The 15,826-nt window shown below is 72.7% G+C and carries 12 protein-coding genes; 5 read left to right on the top strand and 7 right to left on the bottom strand.

Annotated elements, in window-relative coordinates:
* Positions 1 to 308: 308 nt before the first annotated feature.
* Both cdgB and ACZ51I_RS22180 read left to right on the top strand, forming a co-directional pair.
* Positions 309 to 2,027, top strand: coding sequence for a diguanylate cyclase CdgB (gene cdgB / locus ACZ51I_RS22175; protein WP_468878502.1), 1,719 nt, complete (start codon positions 309 to 311; stop codon positions 2,025 to 2,027).
* A gap of 73 nt (positions 2,028 to 2,100) precedes the next feature.
* The gene (locus ACZ51I_RS22180) at positions 2,101 to 3,060 is read left to right on the top strand and encodes a CBM35 domain-containing protein (RefSeq protein WP_468878505.1); all 960 of its coding nucleotides are present in this window, start codon (positions 2,101 to 2,103) and stop codon (positions 3,058 to 3,060) included.
* Here the strand turns inward: ACZ51I_RS22180 and ACZ51I_RS22185 are convergent.
* From ACZ51I_RS22185 to ACZ51I_RS22195, 3 genes are all read right to left on the bottom strand, one after another.
* Positions 3,057 to 3,977, bottom strand: coding sequence for a 1-phosphofructokinase family hexose kinase (locus tag ACZ51I_RS22185; protein ID WP_468878508.1), 921 nt, complete (start codon positions 3,975 to 3,977; stop codon positions 3,057 to 3,059). The two genes, ACZ51I_RS22180 and ACZ51I_RS22185, sit on opposite strands and share 4 nt — an antisense overlap.
* A gap of 132 nt (positions 3,978 to 4,109) precedes the next feature.
* Positions 4,110 to 5,264, bottom strand: coding sequence for an N-acetylglucosamine-6-phosphate deacetylase (gene nagA / locus ACZ51I_RS22190; RefSeq protein WP_468878511.1), 1,155 nt, complete (start codon positions 5,262 to 5,264; stop codon positions 4,110 to 4,112).
* The gene (locus tag ACZ51I_RS22195; RefSeq protein ID WP_468878514.1) at positions 5,264 to 6,202 is read right to left on the bottom strand and encodes an ROK family protein; all 939 of its coding nucleotides are present in this window, start codon (positions 6,200 to 6,202) and stop codon (positions 5,264 to 5,266) included. Before ACZ51I_RS22195 ends, nagA begins: the two co-directional genes overlap by 1 nt.
* A 229-nt stretch (positions 6,203 to 6,431) precedes the next feature.
* On the opposite strand from ACZ51I_RS22195, the gene ACZ51I_RS22200 reads away from it, so the two are divergent.
* Genes ACZ51I_RS22200 through otsB form a run of 3 tightly spaced genes read left to right on the top strand, consistent with a single transcriptional unit; the run spans position 6,432 to position 8,930 of the window.
* Complete coding sequence (locus ACZ51I_RS22200; protein ID WP_468878516.1) at positions 6,432 to 7,715, top strand: extracellular solute-binding protein; 1,284 nt, start codon at positions 6,432 to 6,434, stop codon at positions 7,713 to 7,715.
* A gap of 25 nt (positions 7,716 to 7,740) precedes the next feature.
* Positions 7,741 to 8,004 carry a DUF3263 domain-containing protein gene (locus ACZ51I_RS22205; protein ID WP_468878518.1) on the top strand — a complete coding sequence of 88 codons (264 nt, stop codon included), beginning with the start codon at positions 7,741 to 7,743 and terminating at the stop codon, positions 8,002 to 8,004.
* Between the two features lie 47 nt (positions 8,005 to 8,051).
* Positions 8,052 to 8,930, top strand: coding sequence for a trehalose-phosphatase (gene otsB / locus ACZ51I_RS22210; protein ID WP_468878521.1), 879 nt, complete (start codon positions 8,052 to 8,054; stop codon positions 8,928 to 8,930).
* Positions 8,931 to 9,006: 76 nt separating this feature from the next.
* On the opposite strand, the gene ACZ51I_RS22215 is transcribed toward otsB, so the two are convergent.
* The 4 genes from ACZ51I_RS22215 to ACZ51I_RS22230 form a co-directional block, all read right to left on the bottom strand.
* Positions 9,007 to 11,313, bottom strand: a complete 2,307-nt coding sequence (locus tag ACZ51I_RS22215; protein WP_468878523.1) for an immune inhibitor A domain-containing protein — start codon at positions 11,311 to 11,313, stop codon at positions 9,007 to 9,009.
* 226 nt (positions 11,314 to 11,539) lie between these two features.
* Positions 11,540 to 12,895 (bottom strand): alpha,alpha-trehalose-phosphate synthase (UDP-forming), encoded by a 1,356-nt coding sequence (locus tag ACZ51I_RS22220; RefSeq protein WP_468878526.1) that lies wholly within the window; start codon positions 12,893 to 12,895, stop codon positions 11,540 to 11,542.
* A 108-nt stretch (positions 12,896 to 13,003) separates the two neighbouring features.
* A complete protein-coding gene (locus tag ACZ51I_RS22225; RefSeq protein WP_468878528.1) occupies positions 13,004 to 14,818 on the bottom strand; it encodes a DUF7927 domain-containing protein in 1,815 nt (604 codons plus the stop codon).
* Positions 14,819 to 14,856: 38 nt separating this feature from the next.
* The gene (locus tag ACZ51I_RS22230) at positions 14,857 to 15,798 is read right to left on the bottom strand and encodes a glucosyl-3-phosphoglycerate synthase (protein WP_468878531.1); all 942 of its coding nucleotides are present in this window, start codon (positions 15,796 to 15,798) and stop codon (positions 14,857 to 14,859) included.
* Between the last annotated feature and the right edge of the window lie 28 nt (positions 15,799 to 15,826).

The raw sequence follows: 15,826 nt of genomic DNA on the forward strand, positions 1-15,826 counted from the left end.
GCCAGGTCGGACACGGGGGGCGGGGCGGGAGTCGTCAGCACACCCGCACGCTATGACCCGCCCCGGCGCCCCGCATCGGGCGGGGGGACCAGACCGGCACCCCCGCCGGTCCTAGGACCCGGAACCGGCACCCCGGGGAGGGTTCGCCGGACCCGCCCTGAGCTGCTGTGACTTGAGTCACAGAGCCGAGTATTTGCTGACCCTGTGTACCGGGTGCGCAGCTCGCTGTGATTCAGTGGCGGGGACAGTGCGGTACGAAGCCGATGAGAACCCTGGAGTTGCTGTCGAGGTCTCGGGGAGAGCGAGCGATGGAGACCGAGTCGGAGCCCTACGTCCGTCTCTCGACCCTGCGGCAGCTGCATCAGGTCGTGGCGGATCTCAACACTGCCCGCAGCCTGGCGGACACCCTGCAGACCGTCGCCGACGGCGTGGTCGCCGGTCTCAACTACGAACTGGCCTGCGTCAACCTCGTCCGCCCCGACGGTGACCTCGTCGTCGCCGCCTTCGCCGGAAGCTCCGCCGCGGAGGCCCTGATCACCGGCCGCGTCGGCTCCCGCTCGTCCTGGGACCGCCGCCTCTCCATGGGCATCGCCTGGGGCGACCTGCGGTTCATCCCGCACACCGAGGGCTGGGTCCTCATGGAGGACGACGTCCCCCAGTGGCACACCGACGGGCCCGCCCCCCGCTTCGAGGACGAGTGGCACCCACACGACCGGCTCTACGCCCCCATGTACGCCTCCGGCTCCGGCCGTGAGCTCCTCGGCGTCATATCCGTCGACCGCCCGCGCAACGGCCGGCACCCCGGACCCTGGGGCCAGGAAGCGCTCCAGATGTACGCCTCGCAGTCGGCGATCGCCATCAGCAACGCCCGCCTCCGCTCCAACATGCAGCGCGCCCTGGTCCGGCTGGAGCGCGAGCAGCAGGCCCTGCGGGCCAGCGAGGAGTCCTTCCGGCAGGCCTTCGAGTACGCGCCCTCCGGCATGGCCATCGCCGAGATGGGCGGCGACCAGCACGGCCGGCTGCTCCGTACCAACGACGCCCTGTGCCGACTGCTCGGCCGGCCCGCCTCCGTCATGCGGCGCTACTCCTTCGCCGACCTCGTCCACCCCGAGGACATAGGCACCCTCCTCCGCACCTCCGCCGAGGGCGGCCGGGCCGAGCTGCGGCTCGGCCGGCGCGACGGCACGTTCGTCTGGGTCTCCCTGCGCAACTCCGTGGTCGCGGACACCGCCGACGGACCCCGCTTCCTCCTCACCCACGTCGAGGACATCGAGGAGCGCAAGCGGCACGAGCTCCAGCTCGCCCACCGCGCCTCCCACGACGCCCTCACCGGCCTCCCCAACAGCGCCGAGCTGCGCTCCCGGCTCTCCGCCCGGCTCTGCGAGCGCCCCGGCGCGCAGGGGAACGAGCCGGCGTACGCCGGGGGGTACGACTCCGCGCGGGACGGGGGGTACGGGACGGCCCACGGAGGCTACGAGCCCGCGTACGACCCGGCGTACGACGCCGAACCGCAGGCGTACGAGCACGAGCACGAGCACGGTTTCGGTTTCGAGCCGGCGGGCGGCGCCGGGCCGTACGACCACCACGTGCACACCGTCGCCCCGACGGGCGGCGAGGTCGACGACGGCACCAAGGGGCTCGCGGTCCTCTTCTGCGACCTCGACGGCTTCAAGTCGATCAACGACCGCTTCGGCCACCACACCGGCGACGCCGTCCTCATCGAGGTCGCGCGCCGGCTCACCACCGGCGTGCGGGACGGTGACACCGTCGCCCGGCTCGGCGGTGATGAGTTCGTCGTCCTCGCCGACGGCCTCGGCGCGGCCGACGCCGCCGACCTGGCCGTACGCCTCCGCAACGCGATCATCCCGCCGATCCGGGTGGACGGACGCGCGGTCCGCGTCGGCGCGAGCTTCGGCATCGGCTGGGCCGAATGCGGGATGACCGTGGAGGAGGTCCTGAACTCGGCGGACCAGCGCATGTACGTGGAGAAACGCTCCCGCGCCAAGGTCCACCGGCGGGCGGGCTGAGTCGCGCGCTGGTCCGTTCGGGGTAGGCTCGGCCGGTCGGCGACGGCTGGCGAGCATGGAGAGGATGACCCGGATGGCTGCCGGTAACAACGGCGCGAGCAAGCCCGAGGACGACGATCCGTTCGGCTACCTCTACGAGGACGGCCAGGCAGCGGGTGCCCGGCCCCCGCAGGGCGGCGGCTACGGCTACCCCGGCCCCGCCGCAGCGCAGCCGGGTGTGCCCCGGACCTCGTACAACCAGGTCAGAACGGTCGGCGAGCGCCAGTACGGCCAGCAGCAGGCGTACGTTCCGCCGCAGCAGCAGGCCCCCTACGGCCGGCCGCAGGCGCAGTACGCGGCGCCCGAGACGTACGGCGCGCAGCCGCAGACCCGCCCGATCCCGCCCCAGCGCGGCGGCTCGGGCCGTGGCCCCAACACCAAGGGCCTCCTGATCGGCGCGGTCGCCGTCGTGGCGGTCGTGGTGGTCGGCATCGCGGCGGCCCTGATCACGAACTCGGACGGGGAGAAGGACAAGGGCGGTCAGGCCGGCGGCACCACGCCCTCGACCGCGCCCTCCCAGGCCTCCGAGACGCCGAGCACCGAACCGAGCGACGACAAGACCCCGCAGGAACTGCCGAAGCAGGACGCGGCGACGCTGACGCTGGGCGGCTCGGCCACGACGGAGAAGACCGTCCCCGGCGCCGAGGGCGTCGGCGGGGCGTACGTCTCGGGCTTCAACGCGCAGGGCGCCTCGGTGACCTGGAAGGCGAACATGCCGACGGCGGGCAAGTACCGCCTGACCGTGCGCTATGCCATCCCGGCGGTCGACGCCAACGCCACCCTGACGGTGAACGGCAAGGCGAACTCCCTGCCGATCGGTCTGAAGAACTTCATCCACTCAACGGACACGAACCTGGAGAAGAACTGGCAGACCACCTGGGCGCCGGTGACGCTCCAGAAGGGTGACAACGAGATCAAGATCTCGTGCGAGCAGGGCAATCAGTGCAACGTGCTGCTCGACTGGCTGGAAGTCACGCCGGAGCCCGCGTCCTAGGCCGTCTCCTCGACGACCTTCACCCGCGTGAGCAGCTCCTCGTACGCCGTCTGGTCGAATTCGCCGGCCACCGGGGAGAGGACCGTCGCCGCCGAGAGGGCGACCGCGCGGGTGAGGCGGTCCGGCCAGGGGGCCTCGTCGACCAGGCCCGAGAGGAGGCCGGCGACGGCGGAGTCGCCCGCGCCCGTGGGGTTGCCCTTGACGGCGGCGGGCGGGGTCGCCCGCCACAGGCCCTCGGGGGTGGCGGCGAGGAGGCCCTCGGGGCCGAGTGAGGAGACCACCGCGTGGGCGCCCCGGCGGCGTGCGTCGCGGGTGGCCCGGTGGGGTTCGCGGGCGCCGGTGAGCTGGGCGAGTTCCTCGGCGTTCGGCTTGACCAGGTCCGGGCGGGCGGCGATGCCCCGGCGCAGCGGTTCGCCGCTGGTGTCCAGGAGTACGGGGACCCCGGCCGTGCGGGCGAGGCGGACGAGTTCCGCGTACGCGCCGACGTGGATGCCCGGCGGGAGGCTGCCGCAGAGGGCGACCGCGCGGGCCCCGTCGAGGAGCGCCGTGAAGCGGGTGCGGAAGGCGGTCCACTCGGCGGCGGTGACGGTCGGGCCCGGTTCGTTGAGCTGGGTGGTGTCCCCGCTCGCGGTGTCGACGACGGCGACCGTGCGGCGGGTGGGGCCGGCGGTCTCGACGAGTTCGTCCCGTACGGGCGTCGGCGCGAGCAGGTCCCGCAGGGTCGCGCCGGTGGCGCCGCCCGCGAAGCCGGTGGCGACCGTCTCGTACCCGAGGGCGGCGAGGACGCGGGCGACGTTGAGTCCCTTGCCACCGGGCCGCTCGATGACCTGGGTGACCCGGTGGGAGGCGTGCGGGGTGAGGGCGGGGACCCGGTAGGTCAGGTCCAGCGCCGTGTTGAGGGTGACCGTGAGGATCAAGACCTGTCCGCCCCGTACTCCGTACTCCGAGTGAAGTCCTGCGGAACGTACGCTCCGACGGGCACCGATCATGCCAAACGAAAGGCGGTTGGCCCAGACCCGCGGCCAACCGCCCTCCTGAGTGACACCTGATCAGGCGGCTGTGTCCGCCGCCGGGTCGACGATCCACTCGCCCTTGCGCATCACGCCCTTGAGGCGGAATCCCTCGTCGAGGACGACGATGTCGGCGTCCTTGCCGGGCTCCAGGGAGCCGACCCGGTCGTACACGCCGAGAAGCCGGGCCGGGTTGGCCGAGATGGCCTGGACGATCGCGTCGACGGGGAGGCCGTCGATGGTGGCGGCGCGCTGGAAGGCGCGGTCCAGGGTGAGGGTGGAGCCGGCGATGGAGCCGCCGTCGACGAGGCGGGCGACGCTGTCCTTCACCTCGACGGCGAGCGGGCCGAGCATGTAGCTGCCGTCGCCGAAGCCGGCGGCGTCCATGGCGTCGGTGATGAAGGCGACGCGCTCGGGTCCCGCGTGGTGGAAGGCGAGCTCCAGGGCGGCGGGGTGGAGGTGGGTGCCGTCGTTGATGAGCTCGACGGTGATCCGCTCGTCCTCCAGGAGGGCGGCGATCGGACCGGGGGCGCGGTGGCCGAGGGCGGGCATCGCGTTGTAGAGGTGGGTGGCGACGGTGGCGCCCGCGTCGATGGCCGCCCGGGTCTGCTCGTACGTGGCGTCGGTGTGGCCGATCGCGGCGATCACGCCGTGCTCGGCGAGCAGGCGGACGGAGTCGAGGCCGCCGGGCAGTTCGGTGGCGAGGGTGACCATCCGGGCCTGGCCGCGGGCGGCGTCGATCAGCTTGCGGACCTCGGCCGGGTCCGGGTCGCGGAGCAGCGTCGGGTCGTGGGCGCCCTTGCGGCAGGGGTTGATGAACGGGCCCTCGAAGTGGAGGCCGGCGAGGTCGCCCTGTTCGGCGAGTTCGGAGAGCAGGCCCGCCCGGCGGCTGAGGAAGTCCATCTCGCCGGTGACGAAGGAGGCGACGACGCTGGTGGTGCCGTGCAGGCGGTGGGTGTGGATGCCCTGGAGGACCTGGTCGACGGTGCCGGAGGTGAAGGAGGCCCCGCCGCCGCCGTGGTTGTGCATGTCCACGAAGCCGGGGACGAGCCAGTGGCCGGTCAGGTCGAGGACGGGGGCGCCCTCGGGCGCCGAGCCCACGATGCGGTCGCCGTCGACGATCACGCGTCCGTTCTCGACCGTTCCGGTGGGCAGCACGACGTGCGCGCCGGCGAGAACCTGGTGATCGGCCATCAGGCGGAAACCTCCGAGTCGAGGGAGAGAAGGTCCCAGGCGAGGAGGCCCGCGCCCAGGCATCCGGCGGTGTCCCCGAGGGCCGCCGGGACGATGGCGGGCAGCTTCTGGAACGTGACGCGTTCCTCCACCGCGGCCCTGAGTGGTGTGAACAAGGTTTCCCCGGCCTCGGCCAGTCCGCCACCGATGATGAGCGTGCGGGGGTCGAGGAGGGTGAGCGCGGTGACGAGCCCGTCGGCGAGGGCGTCGACGGCGTCCTGCCAGACCCGTACGGCCGTGGGGTCGCCGGATTCGACGGCCTTGGCGCAGTCGGCGGCGTCGGCGTCGGGGTCGCCGCCGGCCGCGGCCCAGGCGAGGGAGACGGCGGAGGCGGAGGCGTACCGCTCCAGGCAGCCGCGCTGGCCGCAGCCGCAGGCGGTGCCGCCGGGGCGGACGACGATGTGGCCGATCTCGCCGGCGTAGCCGTGGGCGCCGGCCTCGATGCGGTCGCCGATGCCGATGGCTCCGGCGATGCCGGTGCCGAGGGGCACGAAGAGGAAGCGGTCGGCGCCGTTGCCCGCGCCGATACGGCCTTCGGCGAGGCCGCCGGTGCGGACGTCGTGGCCGAGGGCGACGGGGATGCCGCCGAGCCGGCCGCTGAGGAGTTCGCGCATGGGAACGTCGCGCCAGCCGAGGTTGGCGGCGTAGACGGCGATGCCGTGCTCGGCGTCGACGATGCCGGGGACGGCGACTCCGGCGGCCGCGGCGGGCTGCCCGTACCGCTCCTGGCCCAGGGCGCGGAGGTCTTCGGCGAAGCGGAGGATGGTCTCCACCACGGCCTCGGGCCCGCGCTCGCGCCCGGTGGCGCGGCGGGCCTCGTGCAGCAGGGTGCCGTCGGCGCCGACGAGGGCGGCCTTCATGCCGGTGCCGCCCACATCAAGGGCGATGACGTGTCTCACGGGGGACAGTCTGTCGCGCGAGGACCCAAAAGGTCTAGTCCACTGGGCAGGATTGTTGCGCTCGGATACAAATTCGAGGCCGATCATGGGGCCATGGTCCCGCCGCAGTTGCGGAAGTGATACCGGAGTGGTGTAGACCTCATACCGGGGGCGGGGCAGAATTACAGCCCTGACATGAGCAAACGCGCAGCTCACTGCAGCGGAACGACAGCTCGACGATGAGCAAAAGGTGGATGAAGCCGTGGAGCGGCGACGATTTCTTGGACTGACCGCGGCCGCCGCCGCCCTCGGACTGACCGCGACGGTCGCCGGCTGCGGCTCCCTGGGCGGCGACTCCGGCGATGTGACCCTGAGGCTGGTCGCCGCCGACTACGACCTGACCGGCGGCGACACCACCACGAAGTACTGGTCCGGCCTCGTCGCCGCCTACGAGGCGAAGCACCCGGGGGTCAAGGTCGAGGTCCAGGTCGAGTCCTGGGACGACGTCGACCGCAAGGTCGCCGAGATGGTCAAGGCCGGCCGGGCCCCCGACATCGCGCAGATCGGCGCCTACGCCGACTACGCCGCCGCCGGGCAGCTCTACGCCGCCGACGAACTCCTCTCCATCCCCGTCCAGGCCAACTTCCTCGGCCCGCTCGCCGCCGCCGGCGAGTACAAGCGCACCCAGTACGGCATGCCGTTCGTCGCCTCCACCCGGCCGCTCTTCTACAACAAGGACCTCTTCGAGGAGGCCGGCGCCAAGGCCCCCACCACCTGGGACGAACTCGCCGAGGCCGCTGCCAAGCTCAAGGCCAAGGGCGTCCCCACCCCCTTCGCGCTGCCGCTCGGCCCCGAGGAGGCCCAGGCCGAGGCCCTCATGTGGCTGCTCAGCGCCGGAGGCGGCTGGACCGACGCGTCCGACCGCTACGCCGTCGACTCCGACGCCAACGTGCGCACCTTCCAGTGGCTCCGCGACGACCTCGTCGGCAAGGACCTCACCGGACCGGTCGCCCCCGGCAAGCTCAACCGCAAGGCCGCCTTCGCCGCCTTCGCGAACGGCGAGGTCGGCATGCTCAACGGCCACCCCTCGCTCCTCAAGGAGGCCGCGAAGAAGGGCGTCCGGGTCGGGCAGGTCCCCCTCCCCGGCGCCGACGGGGCGCCCAAGACCTCCATGGGCGTCGCCGACTGGATCATGGGCTTCAAGCAGAACGGTCACCGCAAGGAGATCGGCGACTTCCTCAACTTCGTCTTCAGCGACGAGAACGTCCTGAAGTTCGCCGGCGACAACGACCTCCTGCCGGTCACCGTCACCGCCTCCACCCGCATGGAGACCGACCCCGACCACGCCGGCCTGCGCGTCTTCCTCAAGGTCCTGCCCGACGCGCAGCTCCCGCCGGTCGGCAAGACCTCCTGGGCCAAGGTCAGCGAGGACATCAAGCAGAACATCGGCAAGGCCGTCACCCCCGGCGCCCGCCCCGCCGACGTCCTCGGCCGGATAGGCCGGGCGGCGACGGCGGCGGAGAACGCCGAGTAGTCCTCGCGGGTAATAGGTTGGTCGTATGACCGAAGAGGAGACGGCGGACGACGGCGGCGGCGGGCTCGGGGAGCGGGAGCGGGACCTCCTCGCCGTCGAGCGCCGCTCCTGGCCCGGCCCCGGTGCCAAGGAGCGGGCCGTCCGCGAGCGGCTCGGGCTCTCCCCGACCCGCTACTACCAGCTCCTCAACGCGCTCCTCGACGACCCGCGCGCCCTCGCCCACGACCCGGTGACGGTCAACCGGCTGCGCCGGGTCCGCGAGAAGAAGCAGCGACGGCGGGAAGGGTGACCCCGGCCACACTGATGTGAACGCCGTCCGTGGGTAGGGTCAGGACCATGGTCAGCCTCCCAGAACCGGCCTTCCCCAAGCTCTCCACCCTGTTCGAGCAGGGGAGACCCCATTCCCCCGGCCGCGACGGTCTGGCCGCGCTCCTCGCGCGCCCGGCTGACGCCGTCGTCGCCCTCGACTTCGACGGCACCCTCGCCGAGATCGTCCCCGACCCCGAATCGGCCCGCGCCCACGCCGGCGCCGTGGCCGCCCTCTCCGCCCTCGCCCCCCACGTCGGCTCGATCGCCGTCGTGACCGGCCGCCCCGCCGGGGTCGCCGTCCGCTACGGCGGATTCGCCGGGGTCCCGGGCCTGGAGCACCTCGTCGTCCTCGGCCACTACGGCGCCGAACGCTGGGACGCCGTCACCGGCACCGTCCAGGCCGCCGCCCCGCACCCGGGCGTGGCCTCCGTCCGCTCCGAGCTCCCCGGCTTCCTGGACCGGGCCGGTGCCTGGCCGGGTGTCTGGATCGAGGAGAAGGGCCGCGCGGTCGCCGTCCACACCCGCCGCGCCCAGGACCCGGAGGGCGCCTTCGAGGCCCTCAAGGGACCGCTGGGCGACCTGGCCGTCGCCCACGGCCTCGTCCTGGAGCCGGGCCGCATGGTCCTGGAGCTGCGGCCCCCGGGCATGGACAAGGGCGTGGCGCTGTCGGAGTACGTACGGGAGGTGGGCGCCGGGTCCGTGCTCTACGCGGGCGACGACCTGGGCGACCTGCCGGCCTTCGCCGCGGTCGAGAAGCTCCGCTCCGGCGGCACCCCGGGCGTCCTGGTGTGCAGCGGCTCCACCGAGGTCCCGGAACTGGCCGGCCGCGCCGACCTCGCCGTGCAGGGCCCGGCGGGTGTGGTCGAGTTCCTGACGGAACTGGCGAGAGCGGTACGGGAGGGCTGAGCCCCCGTGATGCCGCGAGGGCGGTGCGGAGAAGCTACGGCCCCTCCGCACCGCCCTCGCGCTCTTCCCGTACGGATCAGTGCGCGGCCGGGTTGGCGACGCTGATCGTCAGGTCGTCGCCGGCGTCACCGGTGACCGTGACGCGCACGCCGTGGCCCGCGACCTTCACGCTGGCCTGCGGGGCCGTCGTGTCGTAGTACGCGTTCGGGTCGGTGTCGTCGAAGACCGGGATGCCCGGGACGGAGGGGGCGCAGGCCGCCAGCGTCTGGACGGTCTGGTTCGGTCCCTTGCCGGCCAGGACCTCCTTGTGGAGGCAGGTGGCGTCCGTGGCCTCCAGGCCGAAGGTCGCGTCGAAGGGCTGGCGCCGGTTGCTGGGCGCGGTCCCGTCGGCGTACCGGAAGGGGGCCGGGCGGGCGTCGACCGCCATCGCCGAGCCGCCGCCGGGGTGGTTGCTGACGTTGTTGTCGTCGAAGGAGCGGTCGACGTACCAGACCAGCATGCCGTTCTGGAACGTGAACCACTCGACCCAGTCCGGGGCGGTGATGTTCTTGCTGAACTGGTAGGGGCCCTCGGCGAGGAGCGCGTCGGAGCCGACGTACTCGCGGTTCTCCAGGAGGTAGTACCGGGGGGAGGTCGCCGTCTCGGTGCCGGTCGAGATCTTCCAGCGGCCCTGCGCGGTCCAGCCGCCCGCGCCCTGCTCGACGTCGTCCGACGCCAGGGTCGTCCCGCCGGAGGTCAGCGAGACGTCGTCCAGGAACGCGCCGGCGAAGTGCACGCCGCCGTCGCTCTGGTAGCGGAAGCGGAAGAGGGACGGCTTGTCGGCGGAGTCGTACGAGTAGCGCAGCGTCGTCCACTTGCCACCCGAGGAGCCGGAGACGGACGCGCCCGCGCGGGCCCAGGTCGCCCCGCCGTCGAGGGAGTACTCGGCGAAGAGGTAGTCGAAGTCGGCCTCGATCTCGTACCAGGCGCTCGCCTTGACCGTCACGCGAGGGGCGGCCGGGACGGAGCGGGTGAGCGACTGGTTGAGGCCGTCGGCGGAGCCGGTCCACCAGGCGTGCGTGCCCGAGGTGGGCGTGGCGTAGGTGGTGCTGCTCGTCTTGTCGGGGAGCGCGACGCGGACGGCCTGTTCCTTGCCGGTGACCTGGAGCGCGGCCGGGTTCAGGGTGTACGTGCCGGTGGCGCCGAGCGGCGCGTCGGCGTGGTCCAGCCAGCCGAGGAAGAGCTTCTCCTCGGCGCCCATGAGGCCCGGGTGGGTGCCGATGCCCTCGTCGGCGGCGGCGCCGTGGCCGAGCCAGGAGCCGGAGCTCATCAGGGTCCAGAAGGCGGTGGAGTTCTCGCCGCCGTCGGTGTCGTAGTAGTCCGGCAGGCCGAGGTCGTGGCCGAACTCGTGGCAGAAGACGCCGAGTCCGCCGTTCTCGCCCTCGGTGGTGTAGTCGCCGAGCCAGTACCTGGACTGGCCGATGCGGGCGCCACCGGCCTTGTTCTGGGTGCCGGACACGTCGGGTCCGGTCAGCCCGTAGTCGTCCCCGTTGACGTACCAGCGGTGGGACCAGATGGCGTCCTCGCCCTGCGCGCCGCCGCCCGCGTCCTCACCCATGCCGGCGTGCACGGCCTGGAAGTGGTCGATGTAGCCGTCGGCCTCGTCGAAGTTGCCGTCGTGGTCCCAGTCGTTGCGGTCCCAGACGTCGAACTGGGCGAGGTACGCGTCGATCTCGGCCGGCGTCTTGCCGGCGGCGATCCGGGCGTTCCACCAGGCGTCGCCGGTGTCCTGGATGAAGGCCCAGGAGCCGCCGGTGTCCTCGACGGAGTTGTCGCCGTAGGTGGAGGCGTTGCCGGGGACCTTGACCCAGTCCTCGACGGTGTTGGAGACCGAGTAGCGGCCGCTGGACAGCTTCTCGTAGAAGGTCTTCATGGACTCGCCGGAGCCGTTGAAGTGGTTCTCGTAGTAGGCCTTCGAGAAGTCGGCGGTCCAGGCGTTGGAGTTGTCCTTGGTCCGGTCGGGCTGCGGTATCCGGTTGTGCAGCGGGCCGGGGACGGTTCCGAGCTTGCCGGAGCCCTGGTCGCCGAACTCGGAGAGGATCGTGAAGATCTTCTCCTGGCGGGTGGCGGTGGTGGTCTCGGTCTCGGCGAACTTGCCGGGCGCGACCTCGACGACGCCCTTGGCGTTCGCCGTGGCCTTGCCCTTGGCGATCAGGTCGATCGCCTGTTCGCGCAGCCTGGTGCGCTGCTTCGTGAGGGGGCCGGGGCGGTTGTCGGGCCGGTGCGCGTTCGCGCCCGCCGGTGCGGCGTCCCGGGCTTCCTGCGCGGCGGCGGGGGTGAGCCCCGCGGCGAGGAGTGCGGTGAGCGCCGACCCGATGGTCATGCCCACGACAATCTTCTTCACGTTTCTTGCGATCCTTCCGCTTGCCTCATGCGTCTCATGGGGAAAAACGGATCGCCTGGGGGAACGATCGCGGCGAGTGTGACACGGGACGACCCTCCAGGAGGAGGGGTCGTCACCGATTACCGGCAACGAGTTCTCGCTCACCGAGGCAACAGGTCCACCACGAGGCGTGGCTGCCCCGGCCCCTCCGCCGCGCGCCCTCGTCGGCCAGGAACGGGAGCAGTGCTCACCGCTCCCGCAACGCCTCCAGCTGGTCCAGGAACCAGCGCTGCGGGGGGAGGGACGTGGCCGCGGACGCCAGGCGTTTGGTGCGGTCCGCGCGGTCGGCCGGGGACATCGTGAGTGCCGTGTGGAGGGCCTCGGCCGTTTCCGAGACGTCGAAGGGGTTCACCGTCAGCGCGTCCTCGTGGAGTTCCTCGTACGCTCCGGCCTCGCGGGAGAGGACCAGGGCGCAGCCCGCCTCCGAGACGACCGGTATCTCCTTCGCGACCAGGTTCATGCCGTCGCGCACCGGGTTCACCAGGGCCACGTCCGCGAGGCGGTACGCGGCCAGGGAGCGGGTGAAGTCGTCCTTCACCGAGACCAGGACCGGCTGCCAGTCCGCCGTGCCGAACTCGGCGTTGATCTCGTCCGCCAGGGTCCTCACCGCGGCCGTGTACGTGCGGTACGACTCCAGGTCCTGGCGCGAGGGGTACGCGGAGGCCAGGTGGACCACCCGGTCGTGCCACTCGGGGTGGGCGGTGAGGAACTCGCGGTAGGCGAGGAGGCCGCGGAGGATGTTCTTCGAGAGCTCCGTGCGGTCCACCCGGACGATGGTCTTCCGGTCGCCGACCTCCGCGCGGAGTCCCGCCAGACGCTCCTCCACCTGTGGTCGGTGCGCCAGCGCCCGCAGCTCCTCGCCGTCCACGCCCAGGGGGTGCACGGCGAGCCGGGTGCGGCCGAGGTCGCCCGCGCCGTCCTCGAACGCCGAGGCCCAGGCCCGGGTGTGGAAGCCCAGCCGGTCCGCCCCGAGCATGCCTCTCAGGAGTTCCTCGCGGACGTCGTCCGGGAGCATCCTGAGGTAGGCGGGGGACGCCCACGGGGTGTGGGTGAAGTGGCCGATGCGCAGGTCCGGGCGGAGCTCGCGGAGCTGACCGGGGACGAGGGCCAGGTGGTAGTCCTGCACCAGGACCGCCGCGCCCTCCGCCGCCTCCGCCGCCAGCGTCTCGGCGAACGCGCGGTTGTAGGCGCGGTAGGCCTCCCAGCGCCGGCGGAACTCCGCGTCGAAGACCGGTTCGCGCGGGATGTCGTACAGATGGTGGTGGAGGAACCACAGCACCGAGTTCGCGATGCCGTTGTACGCGTCGGCGTACACCTCCGGGTCGATGTCCAGCATGCGGACGCCCGGCTCGCCGGTCCCGCGCCGGACCGCCTCCCGGTCTCCCGCGCCGAGCGCCGCGCACACCCAGAGGCTCTCCTGGGAGTCGATGGCGCTCAGGCCGGAGACCAGGCCGCCGCCGCCCCTCCGGGCGTCGAGTGAGCCGTCGTCGCCGAGCACGTACGAGACCGGTCCCCGGTTGGATGCCACGAGCACTGTTGCCATGTGGCGAACCTAGCCCGTCCCGTAAACGCTCAAACGTACGTATACGAGACGGGCTGATTCGGCCACGCTCCGTCGCGGCGGCTCACGCGGCCGGCCGGTGGGCGCCGGTCAGTCGCGTCGGCCGCGCATCGCCGCCTTCGCCACCACGCCCGTCCCCGCCAGGGCGATCGCGAGTGCCCCGAGCAGCCAGAGGCGTTCGCCGTTGCCGCCGGTCGCCGCCATGGAGCCGTGACCGGAGCCGGGGTCGCTGTCAGACCCGGGGCCGGGGCCGTGGCCGCCCTGCGGGCCCGGGGCCGGAGCCGGGGCCGGGGCGGCCGAGGCCGTGGCGGGCGGGGTCCGGGAGGGCTCGGCCGGCGGCGGTTCGGGCTGTGTCCGGCTCGGCGAGGGGGCCACCGGCGTCGGCCTCGGCTTCTCGATCTTCGGGGTCACCGTGCAGGACGGGTCTGCGCTGCCGGCTCCGCAGGTGGAGCGGGGGCTCTCCACCGTCACGCCGGTGCGGAGCCTGCCGTCGCCGGTCGCCGGGTCCTTGATCGTCACCGAGTAGGTGACGGTCGCCGTCTTCCCGGCCGGGATGGTCCCGGCGTACCCGATCCTCCCCTTCTCGTACGACACCTTCCCGAGGTCCGTCCGCACGTCCCCGTTGTAGTAGGCGTCGTCCAGGTTCCCGGTCAGGTCGTCGCCGAACGCGGCGTTCGGGTAGTCGACGCCGCTCACGTTCCGCGCGGTGATTTTGTACGTGAGGGTGTCGCCCGGCTTCACCGTGCGCGGGCTCGCCGTCTTGGTGACCTCCAGGTCGGGGACCGGCACCGAGAAGGCCAGCCCGGACGGCAGGTACGTGTCGCCGTTCGTGGAGAAGGTCAGATCGGCCGAGGTGGCGCCCGGCGGGACGGCGCCGGCCGGGACGTCGAAGGCCTTGGCGTCGATGCTCAGGTCGTCGGCCGGCGCGGGGGCGACCGCGCCGTCGCCCTCACCGACGAAGAAGTTGCCGGTGTTGCCCGTGTGGGGCTCGGTGACGTTCCTGCCGTCCACGAGGAACCTGTCGCCCGGCGTGTTCCGGTCGCCCTCGTACGCCGTCACACTCGCGCGCACCGTGCCGGGGCCCCGGTGGAAGCCGTCCACGGTGATCGTCGTGGCGGGAGAGGCCGGGCGCTGGTGGACATGGCCGCCGTAGACGTACACATGGCGTCGCTCGGGGGCCTTCACCGGGTCCGGGGCCGGGAACCTGTGGACGACCGTGAGGGACCAGCCCGCCACGCAGCCCTTGCCCTCCGGCGCCCAGAGGTTCCCCACCGCCACCCGCGCGTCCGTCCCCGAGACGCCCGCGAAGGCGGCGGTCACGTCGGACTCGCCCGTGTAGTAGTGCGGGCCGCCGGTGTCGGCCGGGTCGGCGACCATGCTGTCGATCGAGACCGGCGTCGCGGGACCCGCCCCCACCTTGATCAGCGGGCTCGTCGTGGCCGGGTCGCCGGGGGAGGGCCCGATGTCCGCGCCCGAGATGTCGCAGCGCTTCAGCTGCGCGCCGCCCGGGCTCTTGTGCGTGCCGTCGTTGCCGCCCCAGAAGAGGCGGGCGTACGCGACCTCGGCGCCGGCGGGGATCTTCACGTGGCCGGTGCTCGAGCCGAAGCCGTCGTCCCCGATGCCGCCCGCGTCGAGCCGCCGCATCACGAAGGTGTTGTTGTCGTCCGAGCCCTGCCCGGACGCCGCCGTCGCGCAGCGGGCGGCCAGGTCCGCCGGGGCGGTCGGGCAGCCCGTCACCGTGTTGCCGATCGTGGTGAAGTCGCCGTACAGCGACTCGTCGTACCGCTTGCCGAAGGGCTCGACCACGTCCGCGGCGGCCGGTCCCGCCGCCGTGAAGGCGAGCGAGCCGGCCGTGAGCCCGACGGCCGCGAGCACTCTGCCCAGGTGAGATGTTCTGAAGCGCATAAAAGGGCAATGTAGGCAAAACCGATCATCACGGGGCGTTACGCCACGCGGCGCCGCGCGTACTCCGCGATCTCGGCCATCGGCGGCCGCTCCTCCGTGTCCACCGCGTACGTCCGCGGCTCGAAGCCCCTCTCGCCCCGCTCGAACTGCGTCAGCCACGGCCGCACCAGATGGCCCCGCGAGAGCCGCAGCTGCGCCGTCCGGTAGATCGCCGCCGCCATCCGGCCGAGCGCCTGCCCGTCCTGGTGCCGGTGCTTGCGTACCCCCACGTCCACCTGTGCGAGCGCGTCCAGGCCCACCGTGTGCAGGGAGTCCACGAGCAGGCCCAGCTCCACCCCGTACCCGACGGGGAAGGGGAGGCGTTCGAGGAGTGAGCGCCGCGCCGCGTACTCGCCGCCCAGCGGCTGAACGAAGCCCGCCAGCCGCGGCCAGTGCAGGTTGAGCAGGGGGCGCGCCACCAGCTCCGTGACCCGGCCGCCCTGGCCGGGGGTGTCCCCGAAGGGGCGGTCGTACATGGCCTTCACGAAGTCCACGTCCGGGTCCGTGAGCAGCGGGCCCACGATCCCCGTCACGAAGTCCGCCGAGAAGTCCCGCAGATCCGCGTCCACGAAGCACACGACGTCCCCGCTCGTCACCATCAGCGAGCGCCAGAGGACCTCGCCCTTGCCGGGTACGGCCGGTATCCGGGGCAGTATCGCGTCCCGCGCGACCACCCGCGCGCCGGCCGCCGCCGCCACCTCCGCCGTGCGGTCCGTGGAACCCGAGTCGATCACTACCAGCTCGTCGACGAGCGGCACCGCCTCCGTCATCAGCTCGCGGCGGATCACGGCGACGATGTCCCCGACCGTCGCCTCCTCGTTCAGCGCCGGCAGGACGACGCTGACCTTCGTGTTCCGCTTGGCGGCGAGGATCCGCTCCAGCGGCCGGTCCGCCACGGACCAGGACCGCCGGCCCAGCCAGCGCTCCACCTCTTCCAGCACCTGATCTCCATCTCGCGGTTCGGACGGC

Source organism: Streptomyces sp. NPDC034084 (assembly GCF_055575535.1).